At 71.1% G+C, this 16,411-nt stretch carries 16 protein-coding genes; 9 read left to right on the top strand and 7 right to left on the bottom strand.

What is annotated here, in order from left to right:
* The first annotated feature begins 38 nt into the window (after positions 1 to 38).
* Together DEJ35_RS11425 and DEJ35_RS11420 are read left to right on the top strand one after the other, a co-directional pair.
* Positions 39 to 755, top strand: coding sequence for an alpha/beta fold hydrolase (locus DEJ35_RS11425; protein WP_111192753.1), 717 nt, complete (start codon positions 39 to 41; stop codon positions 753 to 755).
* A gap of 46 nt (positions 756 to 801) precedes the next feature.
* A complete protein-coding gene (locus tag DEJ35_RS11420; RefSeq protein WP_110858899.1) occupies positions 802 to 1,638 on the top strand; it encodes an alpha/beta fold hydrolase in 837 nt (278 codons plus the stop codon).
* 229 nt (positions 1,639 to 1,867) lie between these two features.
* Here DEJ35_RS11420 and DEJ35_RS11415 read toward each other — a convergent pair whose 3' ends face one another.
* Genes DEJ35_RS11415 through DEJ35_RS11400 form a run of 4 tightly spaced genes read right to left on the bottom strand, consistent with a single transcriptional unit; the run spans position 1,868 to position 5,805 of the window.
* Positions 1,868 to 3,334 (bottom strand): SDR family oxidoreductase, encoded by a 1,467-nt coding sequence (locus tag DEJ35_RS11415; protein ID WP_111192752.1) that lies wholly within the window; start codon positions 3,332 to 3,334, stop codon positions 1,868 to 1,870.
* Positions 3,335 to 3,364: 30 nt separating this feature from the next.
* Positions 3,365 to 3,820 (bottom strand): GNAT family N-acetyltransferase, encoded by a 456-nt coding sequence (locus DEJ35_RS11410; RefSeq protein WP_258378468.1) that lies wholly within the window; start codon positions 3,818 to 3,820, stop codon positions 3,365 to 3,367.
* A 60-nt stretch (positions 3,821 to 3,880) separates the two neighbouring features.
* The gene (locus tag DEJ35_RS11405; protein ID WP_111192750.1) at positions 3,881 to 4,858 is read right to left on the bottom strand and encodes an SDR family NAD(P)-dependent oxidoreductase; all 978 of its coding nucleotides are present in this window, start codon (positions 4,856 to 4,858) and stop codon (positions 3,881 to 3,883) included.
* Entirely contained in the window at positions 4,855 to 5,805 is a 951-nt protein-coding gene (locus tag DEJ35_RS11400; protein WP_111192749.1) for a chlorophyllase, read from the bottom strand. Before DEJ35_RS11400 ends, DEJ35_RS11405 begins: the two co-directional genes overlap by 4 nt.
* A gap of 154 nt (positions 5,806 to 5,959) precedes the next feature.
* Here DEJ35_RS11400 and DEJ35_RS11395 point away from each other — a divergent pair, with 154 nt between their 5' ends.
* Positions 5,960 to 6,562, top strand: a complete 603-nt coding sequence (locus tag DEJ35_RS11395; RefSeq protein WP_110858904.1) for a TetR/AcrR family transcriptional regulator — start codon at positions 5,960 to 5,962, stop codon at positions 6,560 to 6,562.
* Positions 6,563 to 6,716: 154 nt separating this feature from the next.
* Positions 6,717 to 7,010 (top strand): hypothetical protein, encoded by a 294-nt coding sequence (locus tag DEJ35_RS11390; protein WP_111091487.1) that lies wholly within the window; start codon positions 6,717 to 6,719, stop codon positions 7,008 to 7,010.
* Between the two features lie 49 nt (positions 7,011 to 7,059).
* On the opposite strand, the gene bsh is transcribed toward DEJ35_RS11390, so the two are convergent.
* Entirely contained in the window at positions 7,060 to 8,031 is a 972-nt protein-coding gene (gene bsh, locus DEJ35_RS11385; protein WP_110858906.1) for a choloylglycine hydrolase, read from the bottom strand.
* Positions 8,032 to 8,222: 191 nt separating this feature from the next.
* On the opposite strand from bsh, the gene DEJ35_RS11380 reads away from it, so the two are divergent.
* Together DEJ35_RS11380 and DEJ35_RS11375 are read left to right on the top strand one after the other, a co-directional pair.
* The gene (locus tag DEJ35_RS11380) at positions 8,223 to 10,004 is read left to right on the top strand and encodes a molybdopterin-dependent oxidoreductase (RefSeq protein ID WP_111192748.1); all 1,782 of its coding nucleotides are present in this window, start codon (positions 8,223 to 8,225) and stop codon (positions 10,002 to 10,004) included.
* 8 nt (positions 10,005 to 10,012) lie between these two features.
* Positions 10,013 to 11,017, top strand: a complete 1,005-nt coding sequence (locus tag DEJ35_RS11375; protein ID WP_111192747.1) for a hypothetical protein — start codon at positions 10,013 to 10,015, stop codon at positions 11,015 to 11,017.
* Between the two features lie 144 nt (positions 11,018 to 11,161).
* Here the strand turns inward: DEJ35_RS11375 and DEJ35_RS11370 are convergent, their stop codons facing one another.
* Positions 11,162 to 11,494, bottom strand: coding sequence for a hypothetical protein (locus DEJ35_RS11370; RefSeq protein WP_111192746.1), 333 nt, complete (start codon positions 11,492 to 11,494; stop codon positions 11,162 to 11,164).
* A 65-nt stretch (positions 11,495 to 11,559) separates the two neighbouring features.
* Here DEJ35_RS11370 and DEJ35_RS11365 point away from each other — a divergent pair, with 65 nt between their 5' ends.
* The 3 genes from DEJ35_RS11365 to DEJ35_RS17330 all read left to right on the top strand — a co-directional run bounded on the left by DEJ35_RS11365 (position 11,560) and on the right by DEJ35_RS17330 (position 13,616).
* A complete protein-coding gene (locus DEJ35_RS11365) occupies positions 11,560 to 12,480 on the top strand; it encodes a serine hydrolase (protein WP_111192745.1) in 921 nt (306 codons plus the stop codon).
* A 57-nt stretch (positions 12,481 to 12,537) separates the two neighbouring features.
* Entirely contained in the window at positions 12,538 to 13,245 is a 708-nt protein-coding gene (gene mtnN, locus DEJ35_RS11360) for a 5'-methylthioadenosine/S-adenosylhomocysteine nucleosidase (RefSeq protein WP_083404427.1), read from the top strand.
* A 215-nt stretch (positions 13,246 to 13,460) separates the two neighbouring features.
* The gene (locus DEJ35_RS17330) at positions 13,461 to 13,616 is read left to right on the top strand and encodes a hypothetical protein (RefSeq protein WP_181419963.1); all 156 of its coding nucleotides are present in this window, start codon (positions 13,461 to 13,463) and stop codon (positions 13,614 to 13,616) included.
* Positions 13,617 to 13,680: 64 nt separating this feature from the next.
* On the opposite strand, the gene DEJ35_RS11355 is transcribed toward DEJ35_RS17330, so the two are convergent.
* Complete coding sequence (locus tag DEJ35_RS11355) at positions 13,681 to 16,104, bottom strand: excinuclease ABC subunit UvrA (RefSeq protein ID WP_110895287.1); 2,424 nt, start codon at positions 16,102 to 16,104, stop codon at positions 13,681 to 13,683.
* Positions 16,105 to 16,411: the final 307 nt, after the last annotated feature.

Genomic DNA, 16,411 nt, shown 5'->3' with positions numbered 1-16,411 from the left:
GTTCGTGGCACCGGCTACGGACCAGGAAGGACCGCACCGTGACCGGATCCCCCACCATCGTCCTCGTTCACGGAGCCTTCGCCGATGCCGGCAGCTGGGCGCCCGTCACGAAGCTCCTCCTCGACCAGGGTCACAAGGTCCTCGTCCCACCCGTGTTCAACCGCAGCCTGTCCGGCGACGCGGCCTACATCAAGTCCTTCGTCGAGCAGATCGACGGACCGGTCCTGCTCGTCGGGCACTCCTACGGCGGCGCGATCCTCACCGTGGCCGGCGTCGCCGAGAACGTCGTCGGCCTCGTCTTCGTCGCCGCGTACGCCCTCGAGGAGGGCGAGAGCCTCGGCGCCCTGCAGGGCGGCTTCCCCGACAGCGACCTCGCCGCGAACCTGGTGTACGCGCCGTACCCCGTCGACGGCGCTGAGCCCGGCACCGACGTCTCCGTGGCCATCGACGCCTTCCCCGCCGTCTTCGCGGGTGGCCTCGACCTCGAGGAGGCCGAGGTCCTCGCGGTCTCGCAGCGTCCGCTGTCCGCCGTCGCGTTCGGTGAGCCCGCATCCGTCGCGGCGTGGAGGACCAAGCCGTCCTGGGGCATCGTCTCCAGCGCCGACCACACCATCAACCCGGACGTCGAGCGCTTCGGCTACCAGCGCGCCGGCGTCCGCAAGGTGATCGAGATCGACGGACCGCACCTGGTGATGCAGACGCACCCCACCGAGGTCGCGGCGTTCATCACCGACGCCGTCGCCGAACTCGGCTGACCACCCACCGACCACCACAACCGCAGAACAGCACAGGAGAGCAACCATGGGCTACGTGACCACCGACGACGGTGCAGAGATCTACTTCAAGGACTGGGGCAACGCCGACGCGCAGCCGATCGTCTTCCACCACGGCTGGCCGCTGTCCTCGGACGACTGGGACGCGCAGATGCTGTTCTTCCTGGCCGAGGGCTTCCGCGTCATCGCGACCGACCGACGCGGTCACGGCCGCTCGTCGCAGATCGGCACCGGCCACGACATGGACCACTACGCCAGCGACGTGTCCGCGGTCGTCGAGCACCTCGACCTGCACGACGCCGTCCACATCGGCCACTCCACCGGCGGCGGCCAGGTCGCTCGCTACGTCGCCCAGTACGGCCAGCCCCAGGGCCGGGTCGCGAAGGCGGTCCTCGTGTCCGCCGTCCCGCCGCTGATGGTGAAGACCGACGCGAACCCCGAGGGCACCGACATCTCGGTCTTCGACGGGTTCCGACAGGCACTCGCTGCGAACCGTGCTGAGTTCTTCCAGGCCGTCGCGTCCGGCCCGTTCTACGGCTTCAACCGTGACGGCGTGACGCCGTCGGAGCCGGTCATCGCGAACTGGTGGCGTCAGGGCATGACCGGCAGCGCCGTCGCGCACTACGAGGGCATCAAGGCGTTCTCGGAGACGGACCAGACCGACGACCTGCGAGCCATCACCGTGCCCGTTCTCGTCCTGCAGGGCGACGACGACCAGGTCGTGCCGTACCAGGACGCCGCCCTGAAGCAGGCCGAACTCCTGAGCGACTCGACCTTGAAGATCTACGAGGGCTACCCGCACGGCATGCTGACGACCCACGCGGACGTCATCAACCCCGACATCCTCGCGTTCATCCGCGGCTGATCCCGCTGACGCTGCGTTCGCGGCGATCCTGACCGGAGGCGCGGTGCACGCGGGTCTGTCGGCCCACGTGCACCGCGCCTCCGGTCATCGTGCGCAGCCGTGAGAGCACCGACCGCCGGGTCGTCACCCCTGACGGTGGTGCGCGACTTCCTGGTGCGCTTCGCCGCGGTCCTGCCGCAGGACACGACCCCGTCGAAGCACTGACGGAACCGGTCCGGTCAGCGCCTCGTCACCACGAACTGGGCGCGTAGTCCTTCAGGAAGACCCCGAACAGGTCGTCGCCGGCTTCGCCCCGGACGATCGGGTCGTAGACGCGGGCTGCCCCGTCGACCAGGTCGAGCGGTGCGTGGAAGCCCTCTTCGGCGAGCCGGACCTTCGTCGGGTGCGGGCGTTCGTCGGTGATCCAGCCGGTGTCGACGCTCGTCATCAGGATGCCGTCGGTCTCGAACATCTCCTGCGCGCTCGTGCGGGTGAGCATGTTCACGGCGGCCTTCGCCATGTTCGTGTGCGGGTGTCCCGGCCCCTTGTACGCGCGGCCGAACACCCCCTCCATGGCGCTGACGTTCACCACGTAGGTGCGGCGTCCTGTGCTCGCGGCCATCGCGGGGCGGAGCTTCGAGATCAGGATGAACGGTGCGGTCGTGTTGGCCAGCTGGACCTCGAGCATCTCGAGTGGGTCGACCTCGTCGACCTGCTGGGTCCACGAGTTCTCGTCGTGCAGGTCGGGGACCAGGCCGCCGGCGTCGATCGCGGTGCCCAGGGCGAGCCGTTCGAGCGAGCTCGATCCCGGCGCCATCGCCTGCTCGGTCAGCTCGTCGGCTCGGGCTGCGGCGGCCGCGAGGATCGGGTGCGCGGCCACCGACCGTGCGAGCGCCAGCGGGTGCTGGTCGTTCGTGTGCCCGAAGGTGACGAGTTCGGGCAGCGGTCCGTCGGGCAGCGGCGCGAGTTCCGCGTCGACCAGCGGCTGGTAGGCGCCGGTCGACCGGCGCACGGTCTGCGTGGCGTTGTTGATCAGGATGTCGAGGGGACCGGCCGCGGCCACGTCCTCGGCGAGCCCGATCACCTGGGCGGGGTCGCGCAGGTCGATGCCGACGACCTTCAGGCGGTCCATCCAGTCGGCGGAGTCCGGCAGGCTCGCGAAGCGGCGCACCGCGTCGCGGGGGAACCGCGTGGTGATGGTGGTGTGGGCCCCGTCGCGCAGCAGCCGGAGGGCGATGTACATGCCGATCTTCGCGCGGCCGCCGGTGAGCAGCGCCCGCTTGCCGGTCAGGTCCGTCCGGGCCTCGCGCTTCGCGTGGCTCATGCGAGCGCACGCCGGGCAGAGCTGGTGGTAGAACGCGTCGACGACCGTGTAGTGCTGCTTGCACATGTAGCAGGGCCGTGACTTCAGCAGGGTGCCCGCGGTGGTCGACGCGGTCGAGGCGCTGATCAGGACGCCGCGGGTCTCGTCGTCGATCCGGTCGGCGGCCCCGGTGGCGGTGGCGGCGATCACACGGCGGTCGGCCTCGGCGATGACGCTGCGCTTCTCGAGACGGTGCGCACGCTTGACGGCCTTGAACATCTTCGCGGTGGCCCGGCGGACCCGGATGAAGTCCGGATGCGTCTCGTCGATCTCGGTCAGCTGCTCGAGCACCCGGAGCGCGACGCTCAGGTCGTCGGGGTCGATGCCGCTGGGTTCGGGGTGCTCGGAGCTCACACGCGATCCTACGTCGGGACCGAGCACCGATCAGACGAGCTGCTGCTCCATGCACACGCTCGTCGGGTCGTCGACGTACGGGCCGAACCGGGGGATGTCCGCGTACCCGGCCTTCCGGTACAGCGCGATCGCCGCGGCCTGCGGCAGGCCGGTCTCGAGCCGGACGGTCCCGATGCCGATCGCGCGGACTCGGTCGTGCAGGGCGTCGAGCAGCCGCGTCCCCACGCCGAGCCTACGCGCGGCGTCGCTCACGAACATGCGCTTGACCTCGCCGGTGCCGTCGCCGGCGTCGACGAGCGCCACCGTGCCGAGGGCGGTGCCCTTCTCACGCGCCACCAGGAACGTGACGTCGGGCTGGTCCAGGTCGTCGACGTCGAGGGCGTGGTAGTTCTCGGCCGCGTAGAGGCTCAGTCCGTAGTCGTCACCCTGCTGCAGCAGGTGCAGGACGTCGTCTTGCCGGGGGCTCTCGATCCGCACGGTCAGCACCGTCACACAGTAGCGAGGACGACGAGAACAGTGGGCAGACGAGGCCCCGGCCGACGGCGATCAGGCCAGGAGTCCCTCGCTGACCTCCCACAGCCGCCGGGCATCGTCGGCGTCGAGCATCGCCGAGTTCGCGTCCGACGGGATGCGGTCCGCGGTGAGGGGCAGGACCCGGTCGTCGATCACGGCGACGTCGCTGTCCTTCAGGTAGACCCCGCCGACGCCGTCGAGCAGCGGGCTCGCGGCACCGAACACGAGCGTCGCTGCGCCCTGCTCGACGGTCTTCTTGCCGACCTCGGGGTCGATGACGGTCACCCCGTGGTCGTCGACCAGTCCCTGCTCGCGGTACGACGCGAGCACCGTTTGGTCGTGCGGGCCGGGTCCGATGATGACGCCCGGGTGCGCGGCGAAGGCTCGGATGCCCTGGTCGGCGTACCGCCGGTCGAGCTCCACCGTGAACAGGACGTTGGCGCGCTTCGACTGGCCGTACGCGGTGACCGGGTCGTACCCGTGCGCGAACGTCAGGTCGTCCCACCGGATCTGCCCGAACCGCGCCGCACCGGAGGTGACGGTCAGGACCCGCGCACCACGGGCTTCCAGGAGGGCGGGCACGAGCGCCCGCGTGAGCTGGAAGTGCCCGAGGTGTGTCGTCGAGAACGCCAGTTCGTTGCCGCGGCCGTCGAGTCGGCGGTCCGGGGTGAAGAGCATCGCGGCACTGTTCACGAGCATGTGCAGCGGGCGGCCGGAGGCCGACCAGCGCGCGGCGAAGGCATCGACCGACGACGGGTCGGTGAGGTCGAGGGCCTCGACGTGGATGCCCGGGATGTCGGCGACTGCTGCGGATGCCCGGTCGACGTCACGTGAGGCGACGGTGACGTCGGCGCCGGCCGCCGCGAGGGCGCGGCTGGTCTCACGGCCGAGGCGGCTGTGTCCGCCGGTCACGACGACGTTCCGGCCGGTCAGGTCGACGCCGTCCAGGACGTCGGCGGCGGTGGACGCGGCAGTGAAGCCGCTGGGTAGGGGGTGCTGGTCGGTGATCACGAGTGGTGCTCCTTCGATTCGATGTGGCCGACGGCGGCAGCAGGGCCGGCCGCGTCGGCGGTGTCAGGGCCGACGGCGTCGGTGATCGCCGACCACGCGTCGGGGTCGAGGCCGAGCTCGGTCCGGAGGAACGCCGTCGTGGTGTGGCGGACGAGGTCCACACGCTCGGGGCTCTCGTCCGTGGTGGCGGTCGACTCGTAGTCCTGGATCCCGCCGAGCAGGTGCTCGCCGCCGTGGAGTGTCACCAGATGCCGCGCGCCGGGGCTCAGGTGGTAGACGTCGGTGAACCAGTCCGGGCCTCGCGTCGAGAGCTGAGACTGGTCGTGGTCGCCGGCGACGACCAGTGACGGGGTGTGCAGCCGGCTGAAGTCGGGGCTCATGAACGCGAAGTGCTCCTGCGCGAACGGCGCGAGGTCGCCGCGCGCGATCCCGGTGGTGGACAGCAGGACCCCGGCGCGCACGCGGTGGTCGGTGCGGTCCTCGCCCGGCCGCCCGTCGGCGTCCAGGACGCGGGCCCCGAGCAGCATGCCCACGGACTGTCCGCCCCACGAGTGTCCGACCGCGGCGATGCGCGCGGTGTCGACGCGCCCGCTCAGGCCGGGGACCGCGTCGATGATCTGGTCGAGCTCGTCGAGCACCCGCTCGAGGTCGTCGACGCGCGTCTGCCAGATGGTCGGGTAGCGCGGGTTCTCGAGCGTCAGCCCGTAGGCCTTCGCGTCGAGGAACGTCGGCTGGACGACGACGAAGCCGTTCGCGGTCCAGTGGTCGACCAGGGGGTCGCCACCGGTCATGGACTGGCCGAAGCCGTGGGCGAAGACGATGACGGGCAGGTCCGTGCCGGTCGTCGGTGCGGTGATCCGGACCTCGAGGTCCTGACCGCGCGAGGGTGCGGGAAGCGTGACGGGGCGCACGCTGATGACCTGCGGTCGAGGTGCTGTGGGTGCCATGTGGGCCTTTCCGGGATGCGGTGTCGCCCGTGGTCGGAGCGATCGTCGTCCGAAACGGAGCGACGTTCCGGAACGATACGGAACAACGATCCGGATTGCAAGAGGAAGCGGAGCGTTGTTCCGCATTCCGTCTGCGTCGTGCGATGATCGACGCATGAGCACCCCGTCGACCGACCCCGTGCCGCGTCGCCGTCGCGACGTCGAGCGCAACGAGCGCACGATCCTCGACGCCGCTGCCGCGGTCTTCACGGCCTCGGGCGTCGGCGCACCCGTGCGCGAGGTCGCCGCCGCCGCCGGTGTCGGGGTGGGCACGCTCTACCGGCACTTCCCGACCCGTTCGGACCTGGTCGTCGCCGTCTACCGGCACCAGATCGAGGCCCTGGTCGACGCGGGGCCGGCGCTGCTCGACTCCGAGCCGACACCGTTCGCCGCCCTGCTGCACTGGGTGCACCAGTTCGTCGACTTCCTCAGCACCAAGCACGGCCTGGCGCGTGTCTGGGAGGGCGACGCCGACGGCTTCACGGCGCTGCACACGCTGTTCGTCGACGAGCTCGTGCCCGTGCTCGGCCGGCTGCTCGACGCCGCGCGGGCGTCCGGCGAGGTGGCCGCACCGACCCCGCCCTACCAGCTGCTCCGGGCCGTCGGCGACCTGGTGGCGTGGAGTCCCCAGGACCCCGACTACAACGTCCGGACGATCGTGACCCTCCTGGTCACCGGGCTGCGGCAGGCGCAGCCGACGGTGACCGACAGCGCGTAGCCGGTCACGCGCACTGGTCACGACCGGCACCGGACTGGAGGCGCGGTGCGGGCCAGTGACGCGCCTCCCGTCCGGCGTCACGACCGTCTCGGGCCGCACCAGCGGCGCCGGAGCGGTCCGCCCCCTACGATCGTCCCGACGAAGGGGGACCACCATGACGGAACTGGCGGACTGGGAGACCGAGGGGGCCAGGGCTCGTCCGGCTCGGCCGGGTGACCACGAACCGGTGCCGGCAGCGCTGCGGGCCGTGACGATCATCGGGGTGCTGTTCCTGATCGCCGCGGTGTGCGTGTTCGTCGTGAACGCGTCCATCCCTCCGGCCGACGAGACCGCGGTGCCCGTCGACGTGCGGCTGCTGATCGCGACGATCGTTTCGGTCGCGATCGCGGCGGTCGGCGTGGTCGCCCTGCTGCTCCGACTCGTCGCCGGGGTGCTCATCCGGCGCTGACCGCCCGCGGACGTGCAGGGTTCACGCTGCGGCTCCTCCCCGGCAGGTGTCAGACCGACGACGCCCGCCCGGAGCCGACGACCACCAGTTCGGTTCCGCTCGGTGCATGGTCAGCGAGCCTCGCGGTCCGGATCGTCATGTCGTCGTAGGAGTTCCACGAGTAGCTCGTGGAACGGGACGAGAACAGTCCGGTGTAGATGGTCTTCTCGTAGTCACCCGACTGCATCTCCGCGCTGCCGTCCACCATCGCCACCTGCTGGAGGGTGTGGAACGCGCGGCTGATGTTCTCTGCTTCGTCCGCCTTGACCGGGTGGTGCCCGTGGACGTACGCCGCGCGCACGAACCGCGACGGCGACGAGTAGTCCCCGGGGATCCCACGCATCGACGCACCCGCACCGAACGGCACCAGGTGGGCTCGGCCGAGCACGCGCTCGTCCGGGACCTCGGGCGAGGTGTTGAGGTAGTTGCGCAGGTTCTCGTGGTGCCACGCGAACCCGGGCTGGTTCGTGAGGACGTCCACGTCGTCGTCGAACACGTGCAGGCCGTCCTCGGTCTGCTCCACGACGATCGCACGGTCGCGGTCGCCGATGATCCAGTGCAGGAAGGCACTCGGGTACTCGTCGTTGATCGGCCGGTCGACGATGACGACGTCTGCGAGCGCTGCCTCCACCGCGTCGACGTCGGCGAACCGGGAAGCGACCCACAACGGGAACTCGAACGCTGCGACGTTCGTCGCACCCTCGACGGGTACTGTGGGGTAGTGGGCGTACCCGGGGAAGTTGAGGCCGGCGACAGCGACCCCGGCGTCGTTGCCGCAGTCGAAGTAGAGGGGCGTGTCGTCCTCCACGATCCCCATGCCGATGACCGCGTGCGGGATGCCGGCGACGGCGCCGAACGGTGAGCGCGGAACGAAGCCGGTCGGGGTGACGACCACCTGCTCGCCGTACCCGGTCGACCAGTCGAGGTTGCGCGCCAGGAAGAGGTGACCGCTCTCGTCCGAGAACCTGATGGCAGTGCACATGTCGAGTCCTTTCTCGTGTGGACCGCGCGGCGCGGTGTCGGTCGCGCAGGACCAGGTTGGTCCCTCATGGTGGCGAGCGACAGCGGCGGACGACAGAGGCGAACGACCCTGACGAGCACCGAGCACCGCCGGCCCACCGTGACGGGACCTTCGTCCTGGACGCCGGCCGCTCCTGAGCGTATGGTCCGCCCATGAGTGGGGCTCAGGGACGATCTTCGCGGCAGCAGCGTGCAGAGCAGTTGGCGGAGGTGTCGCCGCGCTTCCGCGCACAGCTCGACGACCGACGACACGACCGGGTCGGCGCGGACTGGGCCGGCGGCCTGCCGGTGCAGTACGGCGTGGCGCCGCGACTCCGACTCGGGCGTGACCGGTGGTTCAACCTGCTGTGGCTGGTACCGCTCGCTGCCGCAGCGCTCGTCGTCGGCATCGCGGTCGCACGGGAGATCGTCGACGTGCCGGCCGTCCGGGACTTCATGCGGACCTACCCCGGCGAGTCGCGTCTGCCGGCCGGCACACCGGAGGGCTTCCCCGCCTGGCTCCAGTGGCAGCACTGGCTCAACGCGCTGTTCATGTTCTCGATCATGCGAGCAGGACTGAGCATCCTGGCCGACCATCCCCGCCTGTACTGGACCCGACACTCGACGCCGGGCCACGAGTGGCTGCGCTTCCAGCGACCTGTTCCGGACGACCCGGACTACACCGCGAAGGGCGATTCGATCACGCTTCCCGACCAGGTCGGACTCCCGGGCAGACGGCACTCGATCGGGCTGGCTCGTTGGTGGCACTTCGGTTTCGACGTGCTCTGGCTGGTCAACGGCGTCGTGTTCGTCGTCCTGCTCGTCGTCACCGGACAGTGGGCCCGGATCGTCCCGACCAGCTGGGACGTGTTCCCGAACGCGCTGACGACGGCGATCAGGTACCTCTCACTCTCCTGGCCGGTCGAGGACGGGTGGGTGAACTACAACGCGCTGCAGTTGCTCTCGTACTTCGTCACGGTCTTCATCGCCGCCCCGCTCGCACTCCTGACCGGGCTCGGGATGTCACCGGCCCTGTCCACGCGCTTCCGGAGGATCAGCCGCGTCTTCAGCATCCAGTTCGCCCGGTCCCTGCACTTCCTGGTCCTCTGCTGGTACGTCGCCTTCGTCACGGTCCACGTGAGCATGGTCCTGATGACCGGCGCGTTGCGGAACCTCAACCACATGTACGCGGGGAACGACACGCAGGCGTGGACGGGCTTCTGGGTGTTCCTCGCCACCACCGTCGTCCTCGCCGTCGTGTGGGTCGGCGGTTCGCCGTTCACGTACCGGTTCCCGAGAGCCGTCCGTCGGTTCGGCTTGGCGTTGTTCGGGCCGGTCCAACGGTGGTTCGAGCACGTCGACGCGAAGCCGGGGGCCTACAGCGAGGACGACATCTCACCGTTCTTCTGGCCGAACGGACGGACGCCGGACAGCGAGGAGTACCGCGCCCTGCAGTCGGACGAGTTCCGGGACTACCGGCTCGCGGTCGGCGGGCTCGTCGAGGAACCGGCGTCCCTCTCGCTCGACGACCTGCACCGTCTGGAGCACCGCGAACAGATCACGCAGCACTTCTGCATGCAGGGGTGGTCGGGGGTCGCCAAGTGGGGCGGCGTCCCCATGTCGGCGATCCTCGACCTGGTCCGTCCCGACCCGAAGGCACGGTGGGTGGTCTTCTACTCCTTCGCTGAAGGGGCCGACGGAGACCTGTACTACGACGCGCAGGACATCGAGCAGATGCGCTCGGAGATGGTCATGCTCGCGTACGACATGAACGGCGAGCGGCTGAACTTCGCGCACGGGGCGCCCCTGCGCCTCCGGAACGAACTGCAGCTCGGGTTCAAGATGGTCAAGTGGCTGCAGGGCATCGAGTTCGTCGAGCGGTTCGAGGACGTCGGGAGTGGGCTCGGTGGGTACAACAACGACCACGAGTTCTTCGGGTACCGGCAGCCGATCTGACCTCGCCGATGCGTTGGACCGTCCTCCCCACGAACGCCGCTGCTGCGGTGATGGCGACCGGGATCGTCGGCACGGCTTGTGCCACCACCGGGCTGCGTCCCGTCGGCGTCGTCGCGTTCACCGTCGCCACGGCCCTGCTGGTCGGGGTCGTCGTCCTCCTGGTCCGCCAGGGCGTCCACCAGCCGTCCTGGTTCACCGGCACGCTCGTCGACCCGGATGCCGCCTTCGGGTGGTGGACCCTGCTCGCGGCCGTCGGCGTCTGCGGGACCCTGGGTGCCACGCTCGGCGTCGGCGCTGCTCCGGTCGTGGCGCTCGTGGTCGGCGGGCCGCTCTGGCTGCTCCTCACCTACGGACTCCTCCCGTGGCTGTTCCTCCGGACCCGCGCGCGGCCGCTGAGCGCGCACGCCGACGGTGCGTGGTTCCTCTGGGTGGTCGGGACCGAATCGCTCGCGATCACCACCTCGACGTTGCACTTCGACGTCGTCGCGCTCGCGCTCTGGGGCGTCGGCCTCGTGCTGTACCTGCTGCTCGCCGCCGTGGTCCTCGTCCGCATGGTCGGCTCGCGGGGAGGACCCCTCGTGGTCGCCCCCACCGCGTGGGTCGTCTCCGGCGCGACGGCGATCACGACGCTCGCCGGCGCTCGCCTGCTCGAGAACGGTCTGCCGGCCGCGGCGCACTTCGTCGGCGGGGCGTCCTTCGTCCTGTGGGCCTGGGGAACGTGGTGCCTGCCGTTCCTGGTCGGCATCGGCATCCGGCAGGTCATCGTGCTCCGCCTGCCGGTGCGGTACGTCACTGCCCTCTGGAGCATCGTCTTCCCGCTCGGGATGTACTCGACCGCCAGCACGGTCTTCGGGCGGACGACCGGCCTCGGCGTCCTCGTGACGGTCGGGAGCGCGAGCCGCTGGGTCGCCGTCGCCGCCTGGGCCGTCGTCGCAGCGCTCGTCGTCGTCGCCGTGGTCCGAGCACTGCAGCCGGACCGGGACCGACCGGGCGACGCACGCGGTGGCGGGTGAGGACGCACCCGTCACCACGAGACGAGGAACGGCGGAGGTCGTGACCGAACGTCGGACAGGAGGCCCGGTGCCAGCTGGTACCGGGCCTCCCGTCCGTCACCGGGTCGCGTCTCCCGCGTCCTCCGGTCGCGTCTCCGGATCGGCTCAGGCTGCTGGCGTCGAGTACAGCACCGCGAGGGTCGCCACCAGCCCGACGACCACGATGCCGAGGTCGAGCACGGCCAGCGTGACGAGCCGCGTGCGTTGCGGCCGCACGGCGGCGCGGACCACGACCATCACCGCGAACAGCACGGCCACGAGCACCAGCGCCGGCCAGCCGATCGCTGGCGCACGGATCGCCATGAGGACCATCACCGCGGCGACGATCACGGCCGTGACGGCTCCCCACACGAGCCAGTTCGAGCCCGACGCCGTCCGGAGCGCGGGCTGGTCACCGACGCGGGTGGGATCGGGGCGGCGGGGCTGTTCGTCGGACACGAGCCGGACGGTACGCGGTGGCGACTGCCCGTCCCCGCAGGCGCCCCACCGCGAGAAGATGGGGTGTGCACACCGCCGCGAGCATCCTCGACGCCGTCGTCCGTCAGGTCGACGCCACCGGCTTCGACGCGCACGGCGTCCACGTGCGGACACGGACCGGTGCGGTCGGTACCGACGACGTCGCCGAGCACCACTGGACCCCCGACGTCCGACGCGAGGTCCACTCCGCCGCCAAGGGCGTCTGCGTCCTGGCCACGGGCATCGCCGCCGACGACGGCCTGGTCGACGTCGACGAGCCGATCGCTCGGTACGTGCCCGGCCTCGCGCTCGGCGACGGCGTGGACCACGTCACCTTCCGGCACCTGCTCACCATGACGAGCGGCATCGACATGCCGTGGTCGGCGACCGAGCTGACGGACTGGCCGGACCTGGCGGCGGAGTTCCTGCGGCGACCGTCCCGCGGCCGGGTGTTCCAGTACGCCAACGCCAGCACCTACGCCGCCATGCGCGTGCTCGAGACCCGGGTCGGCGACGTCGGCGCGTTCGTCGCGGACCGGTTGTTCGCGCCGCTCGGCATCCAGGGTGTCGCGTGGCAACGCTGCCCGAACGGGTTCGTCGCCGCGGGCGAGGGGCTGTCGCTCCGCACCGAGGAACTCGCTCGCGTCGGACGCCTGATCCGCGACGGCGGGGTCGTCGACGGACAGCGGATCGTCAGTGCACTGTGGTGCGACGCGATGCACTCCGAGTGGGTGGAGCGCGAGGGCACCGGCATCGGCTACGAGCGGTACGCGATGGCCGGGTGGGGTGGCCCCGGTCGACTCTGGCGGCTGCACGGTGCGTACGGTCAGATGCTGCTGTTCGACGAGACCGAGGGCGACGACGACACCGGCACCGTCGTCACCATCACCGCCGACGACCACTTCGGCGCCGACGCGCTCGCCGCCTTCGTCGCCGACGAGCTGGCCCGCCAGGACCCCCGCCGGTAGCACCTGCGACGACCCGGCCTGCACGTCCGCGCGCGCCCGGCGTGGGAGGATCGATCAGTGCAGCAGCAACCCGTCGCGATCATCATCGCGGCCATGAGCGAAGAGGTCTCGGCCTTCGCCGACCTCTTCGGCGGTGTCCCCGTCCTCGACGGCCCCGTCGGTGGGCACGACCCGCACCAGCTGCTCGACATCGGCGGCGCCACGGTCGTCGTGCGCCGCAGCGGCATCGGCTTCACGAACGCCACGGCCGCCGTCGCCCACGGTTTCCACGACTTCGGCCCGGGCATCCCGGTCATCAGCGTCGGGACCGCCGGTGGGCTCATGCATGGTGTCGCGATCGGTGACGTGGTGGTCGGCGACCGGTACGTCAACCTCAACGCCGACGCCACGGCGTTCGGCTACGCCCTGGGCCAGGTGCCCGGCATGCCGACCGGCTACGCGCCGGACGCCCGGCTCGTCGAGCTCGCGATGGGGGCCGACATCGCGTGGCCCCTGCGGTCGGCGACGATCGGCTCGAGCGAGGTCTTCGTCACCGAGGGCCGCGCTCGTGCGCTCCGGGTCGCGTTCCCCGACGTGGCCGCGGTCGACATGGAGTCGGCCGCGATCGCGCAGTTCGCCCACGTGCACGACATGCCGTTCGTCTCGGTCCGGTGCATCAGCGACCTCTGCGCGCCGGACGGCGCCGAGTTCCGCGAGCACCTGGACGACGCCGCGGCGCGCGCAGCGCGCGTGGTCCACGACCTGGTGCTCGGCCTGCGTTCCTGAGTCCGCCCCGTGCACCGGCCTGGAGGCGCGACTCGCCGCCGCCGGTCCGGCGGCGGTGATCCGGGCCTCACGTTCGTCCCTGCTTCGTCGCGCGCGGGCCGGAATTGCGTTCCACGGACGTTCCGGGACGATTCGCGAACCCGGCACGGAGCCTCTCGCTAGCCTCCATTTCGGGGGGCCAAGGAACCACGGCCAATCACACAGGGAGATCAGCCATGAGCGCCTACACGAGCGACGACAACGTCGAACCTGCACGCATCACCACCTTCAAGCGCGTCCGCAAGCAGTGGCGCCGGACGGGTGAGGTCGGCTACACGCACAGTGGCAGCGACTTCTTCCGCGACGACGCCCCGGAAGCGGTCCAGCGGTAACCAGCGGCAGCCACGAAGTGCCCGTCAGGAGTGATCCTGGCGGGCACTTCTGCGTTCGGGGCGCTCAGCCTCCGAGCTGGTCCCGCAGGTAGGGCGCGGTCCGGCTGGTCGTCGAGGCGGCGACCTCGGCGGGCGTACCGGCGGCGACGACCCGGCCGCCGTCGTCACCGCCCGAGGGACCCATGTCGATGACGTGGTCGGCGCTCGCGACGACGTCCATCGCGTGCTCGACCACGACGACGGTGTTGCCGGCGTCGGTCAGACGGGCGAGCTGGGCGGTCAGCAGCTCGACGTCGGCCGGGTGCAGGCCGGTGGTGGGCTCGTCGAGCAGGTACAGGGTGTGGCCGGTCCGCGCGCGCTGCAGCTCGGTCGCGAGCTTGATGCGCTGCGCCTCGCCGCCGGACAGCTCCGGGGCGGGCTGACCGAGCCGCAGGTAGCCGAGGCCGACCTCGCGGAGGGTCTCGAGTCCCCGCCCGGCCGCGGGCAGGGACGCCAGGAACGGCGCCGCTTCGTCGACGGTCATGCCGAGGACGTCGGCGATGGACGCCCCGTTCCAGCGGACCTCGAGCGTCTCGGCCGTGTAGCGGGAGCCGTGGCACTCGGGGCACGGAGCCCAGCTGCCCGGCAGGAAGAGGAGTTCGACGGACACCGACCCCTCGCCCTGGCAGACCTCGCACCGTCCGCCGGCGACGTTGAACGAGAACCGTCCGGCGGTCCAGCCCCGGGCCTTCGCGTCGTCGGTCTGGGCGAAGGCGGCCCGGACCGCGTCGAACAGGCCGGTGTAGGTGGCGAGGTTCGAGCGGGGTGTCCGGCCGATCGGCTTCTGGTCGACCTGCACGACGCGGTCGATGAGCGGGTGCGACGTGGCGACCCCGGGCAGGACGCCGCCGACGAGCGACGACTTGCCGGAGCCGCTCACTCCGGTGACCGCGGTGAGGACACCGAGCGGCAGGTCGACGTCGAGCCCCCGCAGGTTGTGCAGGGTGAGGTCGCGGAGCTCGAGCGTGCCGATCGGGGTCCGGACCGCGCGGTCGGCGGTCGGCTGCCGGGGCTCCAGGAAGCGCCGGGTGACCGAGGCCTCGACCTCGGCCAGGCCGGCGACCGGGCCGCTGTACAGGACGGTGCCGCCGCCGGTGCCCGCGCGGGGGCCGACGTCGACGATCCAGTCGGCTCGGCGCACGATGCTCATGTCGTGCTCGACGACGAAGACGCTGTTGCCGCCGGCGCGCAGGTCGTCGAGGACGTCGACGAGTGACTCGGCATCGGCGGGGTGCAGCCCGGCGCTCGGTTCGTCGAGCACGTAGACGACGCCGAACAGGCCGGAGCGCAGCTGCGTCGCGATCCGCAGCCGCTGGCTCTCGCCGGGGGAGAGCGTCGGGGTGGCGCGGTCGAGCGCGAGGTAGCCGAGGCCCAGACCGACCAGGACCTCGACGCGGGTGAGCAGGTCGCGTGAGATCGCCACGGCGACCTCGGTGTGCTCACCGGACGATGCTCGCGACGTCGCCGCTGCCGCGTCGGTGATCGCCGCGATCGGGCGCAGGACGTCGGCCAGGCCGGTCAGCGGCAGGGCGTTCAGCTCGGCGATCGAGTGGCCGCCGATCGTGACGGCGAGTGCCGCTCGGGTCAGGCCGGTGCCGCCGCAGAGCCCGCACGGGCCGGACTCGACGAACTGCAGCACCTTCTTGCGCTGGGTCTCGCTCTGCGAGTCGGCGAGGGTGTGCAGCACGAACTGGCGCGCGCTCCAGAAGCGTCCCTTGTAGGGCTTCGCCACGCGGTCACGCTTCGGCTGCACCTGCACGACGGGCTGTTCCTCGGTGAAGAGCAGCCAGTCGCGGTCCTTGCGCGACAGCTCGCGCCACGGGCGGTCGATGTCGTAGCCGAGCACGGCGGTGACGTCGCGCAGGTTCTTCCCCTGCCACGCACCGGGCCAGGCGGTGATCGCGCCGTCGCGGATGCTCAGCGACGGATCGTGCACGGCCGATGCTTCGGTGACCTCGTGCGCGGTCCCGATGCCGTGGCACCGGGGGCAGGCGCCAGCGACGGTGTTCGGCGAGAAGGAGTCCGACTCGAGCCGGTCGGCGCCGGACGGGTAGGTGCCGGCGCGCGAGTAGAGCATGCGCATCGAGTTCGACAGCGTGGTCATGGTGCCGACGGTGGAGCGGGAGCTCGGGGCGCCGCGACGCTGCTGCAGGGCGACGGCGGGCGGCAGTCCGGTGATGGAGTCGACGTGCGGGGTGGACCCCTGCGCGATCAGCCGCCGCGCGTAGGGGGCGACGGACTCGAGGAACCGGCGCTGGGCCTCGGCGAAGACGGTGCCGAAGGCGAGCGAGGACTTGCCTGAGCCGGAGACGCCGGTGAACGCGACGATCCGGTCGCGGGGGATGTCCACGTCGACGTCACGCAGGTTGTTCTCGCGGGCGCCTCGGACGCGGATGAAGTCGTCCGGCCCGGGTCGGTCGTCGGTGGGGGTCGAGCGAGGAGCGGGCATTCGCTCGATCGTAGGCTCGGCCACTGGGAGGAGCAGGACCGCCGGCGGAACCGCGAACGACGAAGAGCCGCTCCGCCCTGATCGGCGGAGCGACTCTTCGCGTCGTGCGGTGGTGCTCGTGTTGCGGTGGTGCGGCAGGTGTTACTTGATCTGGGCGGTGATGGTGGCGGTGCCGACGAGGAGGCCGCGCTTGACGGCGTCGGTGCCGAAGGTCTTGTTCAGCAGGCCGGCGGCGTCTTCGCTGACGTGGACGGTGGTGCCGGTCAGGATGGCGTTGTCGCCCTCGAGCTGGAGGGGCTTGAGCGAG

It is taken from the genome of Curtobacterium sp. MCPF17_051 (assembly GCF_003234595.1).
Lineage (GTDB): Bacteria > Actinomycetota > Actinomycetes > Actinomycetales > Microbacteriaceae > Curtobacterium > Curtobacterium flaccumfaciens.
Note: the sequence above shows the minus strand (reverse complement) of the source record. Positions and strands in the feature narration are given on the sequence as shown.

Excerpts from the sequence above, each read along its gene's own strand:
- DEJ35_RS11380 (WP_111192748.1), top strand. The coding sequence starts at position 8,223 with ATGAGTGGGGCTCAGGGACGATCTTCGCGGCAGCAGCGTGCAGAGCAG.
- DEJ35_RS11395 (WP_110858904.1), top strand. The coding sequence starts at position 5,960 with ATGAGCACCCCGTCGACCGACCCCGTGCCGCGTCGCCGTCGCGACGTC.
- DEJ35_RS11355 (WP_110895287.1), bottom strand. The coding sequence starts at position 16,104 with ATGCCCGCTCCTCGCTCGACCCCCACCGACGACCGACCCGGGCCGGAC.
- DEJ35_RS11375 (WP_111192747.1), top strand. The coding sequence starts at position 10,013 with ATGCGTTGGACCGTCCTCCCCACGAACGCCGCTGCTGCGGTGATGGCG.
- DEJ35_RS17330 (WP_181419963.1), top strand. The coding sequence starts at position 13,461 with ATGAGCGCCTACACGAGCGACGACAACGTCGAACCTGCACGCATCACC.
- DEJ35_RS11420 (WP_110858899.1), top strand. The coding sequence starts at position 802 with ATGGGCTACGTGACCACCGACGACGGTGCAGAGATCTACTTCAAGGAC.
- DEJ35_RS11400 (WP_111192749.1), bottom strand. The coding sequence starts at position 5,805 with ATGGCACCCACAGCACCTCGACCGCAGGTCATCAGCGTGCGCCCCGTC.
- DEJ35_RS11390 (WP_111091487.1), top strand. The coding sequence starts at position 6,717 with ATGACGGAACTGGCGGACTGGGAGACCGAGGGGGCCAGGGCTCGTCCG.
- bsh (WP_110858906.1), bottom strand. The coding sequence starts at position 8,031 with ATGTGCACTGCCATCAGGTTCTCGGACGAGAGCGGTCACCTCTTCCTG.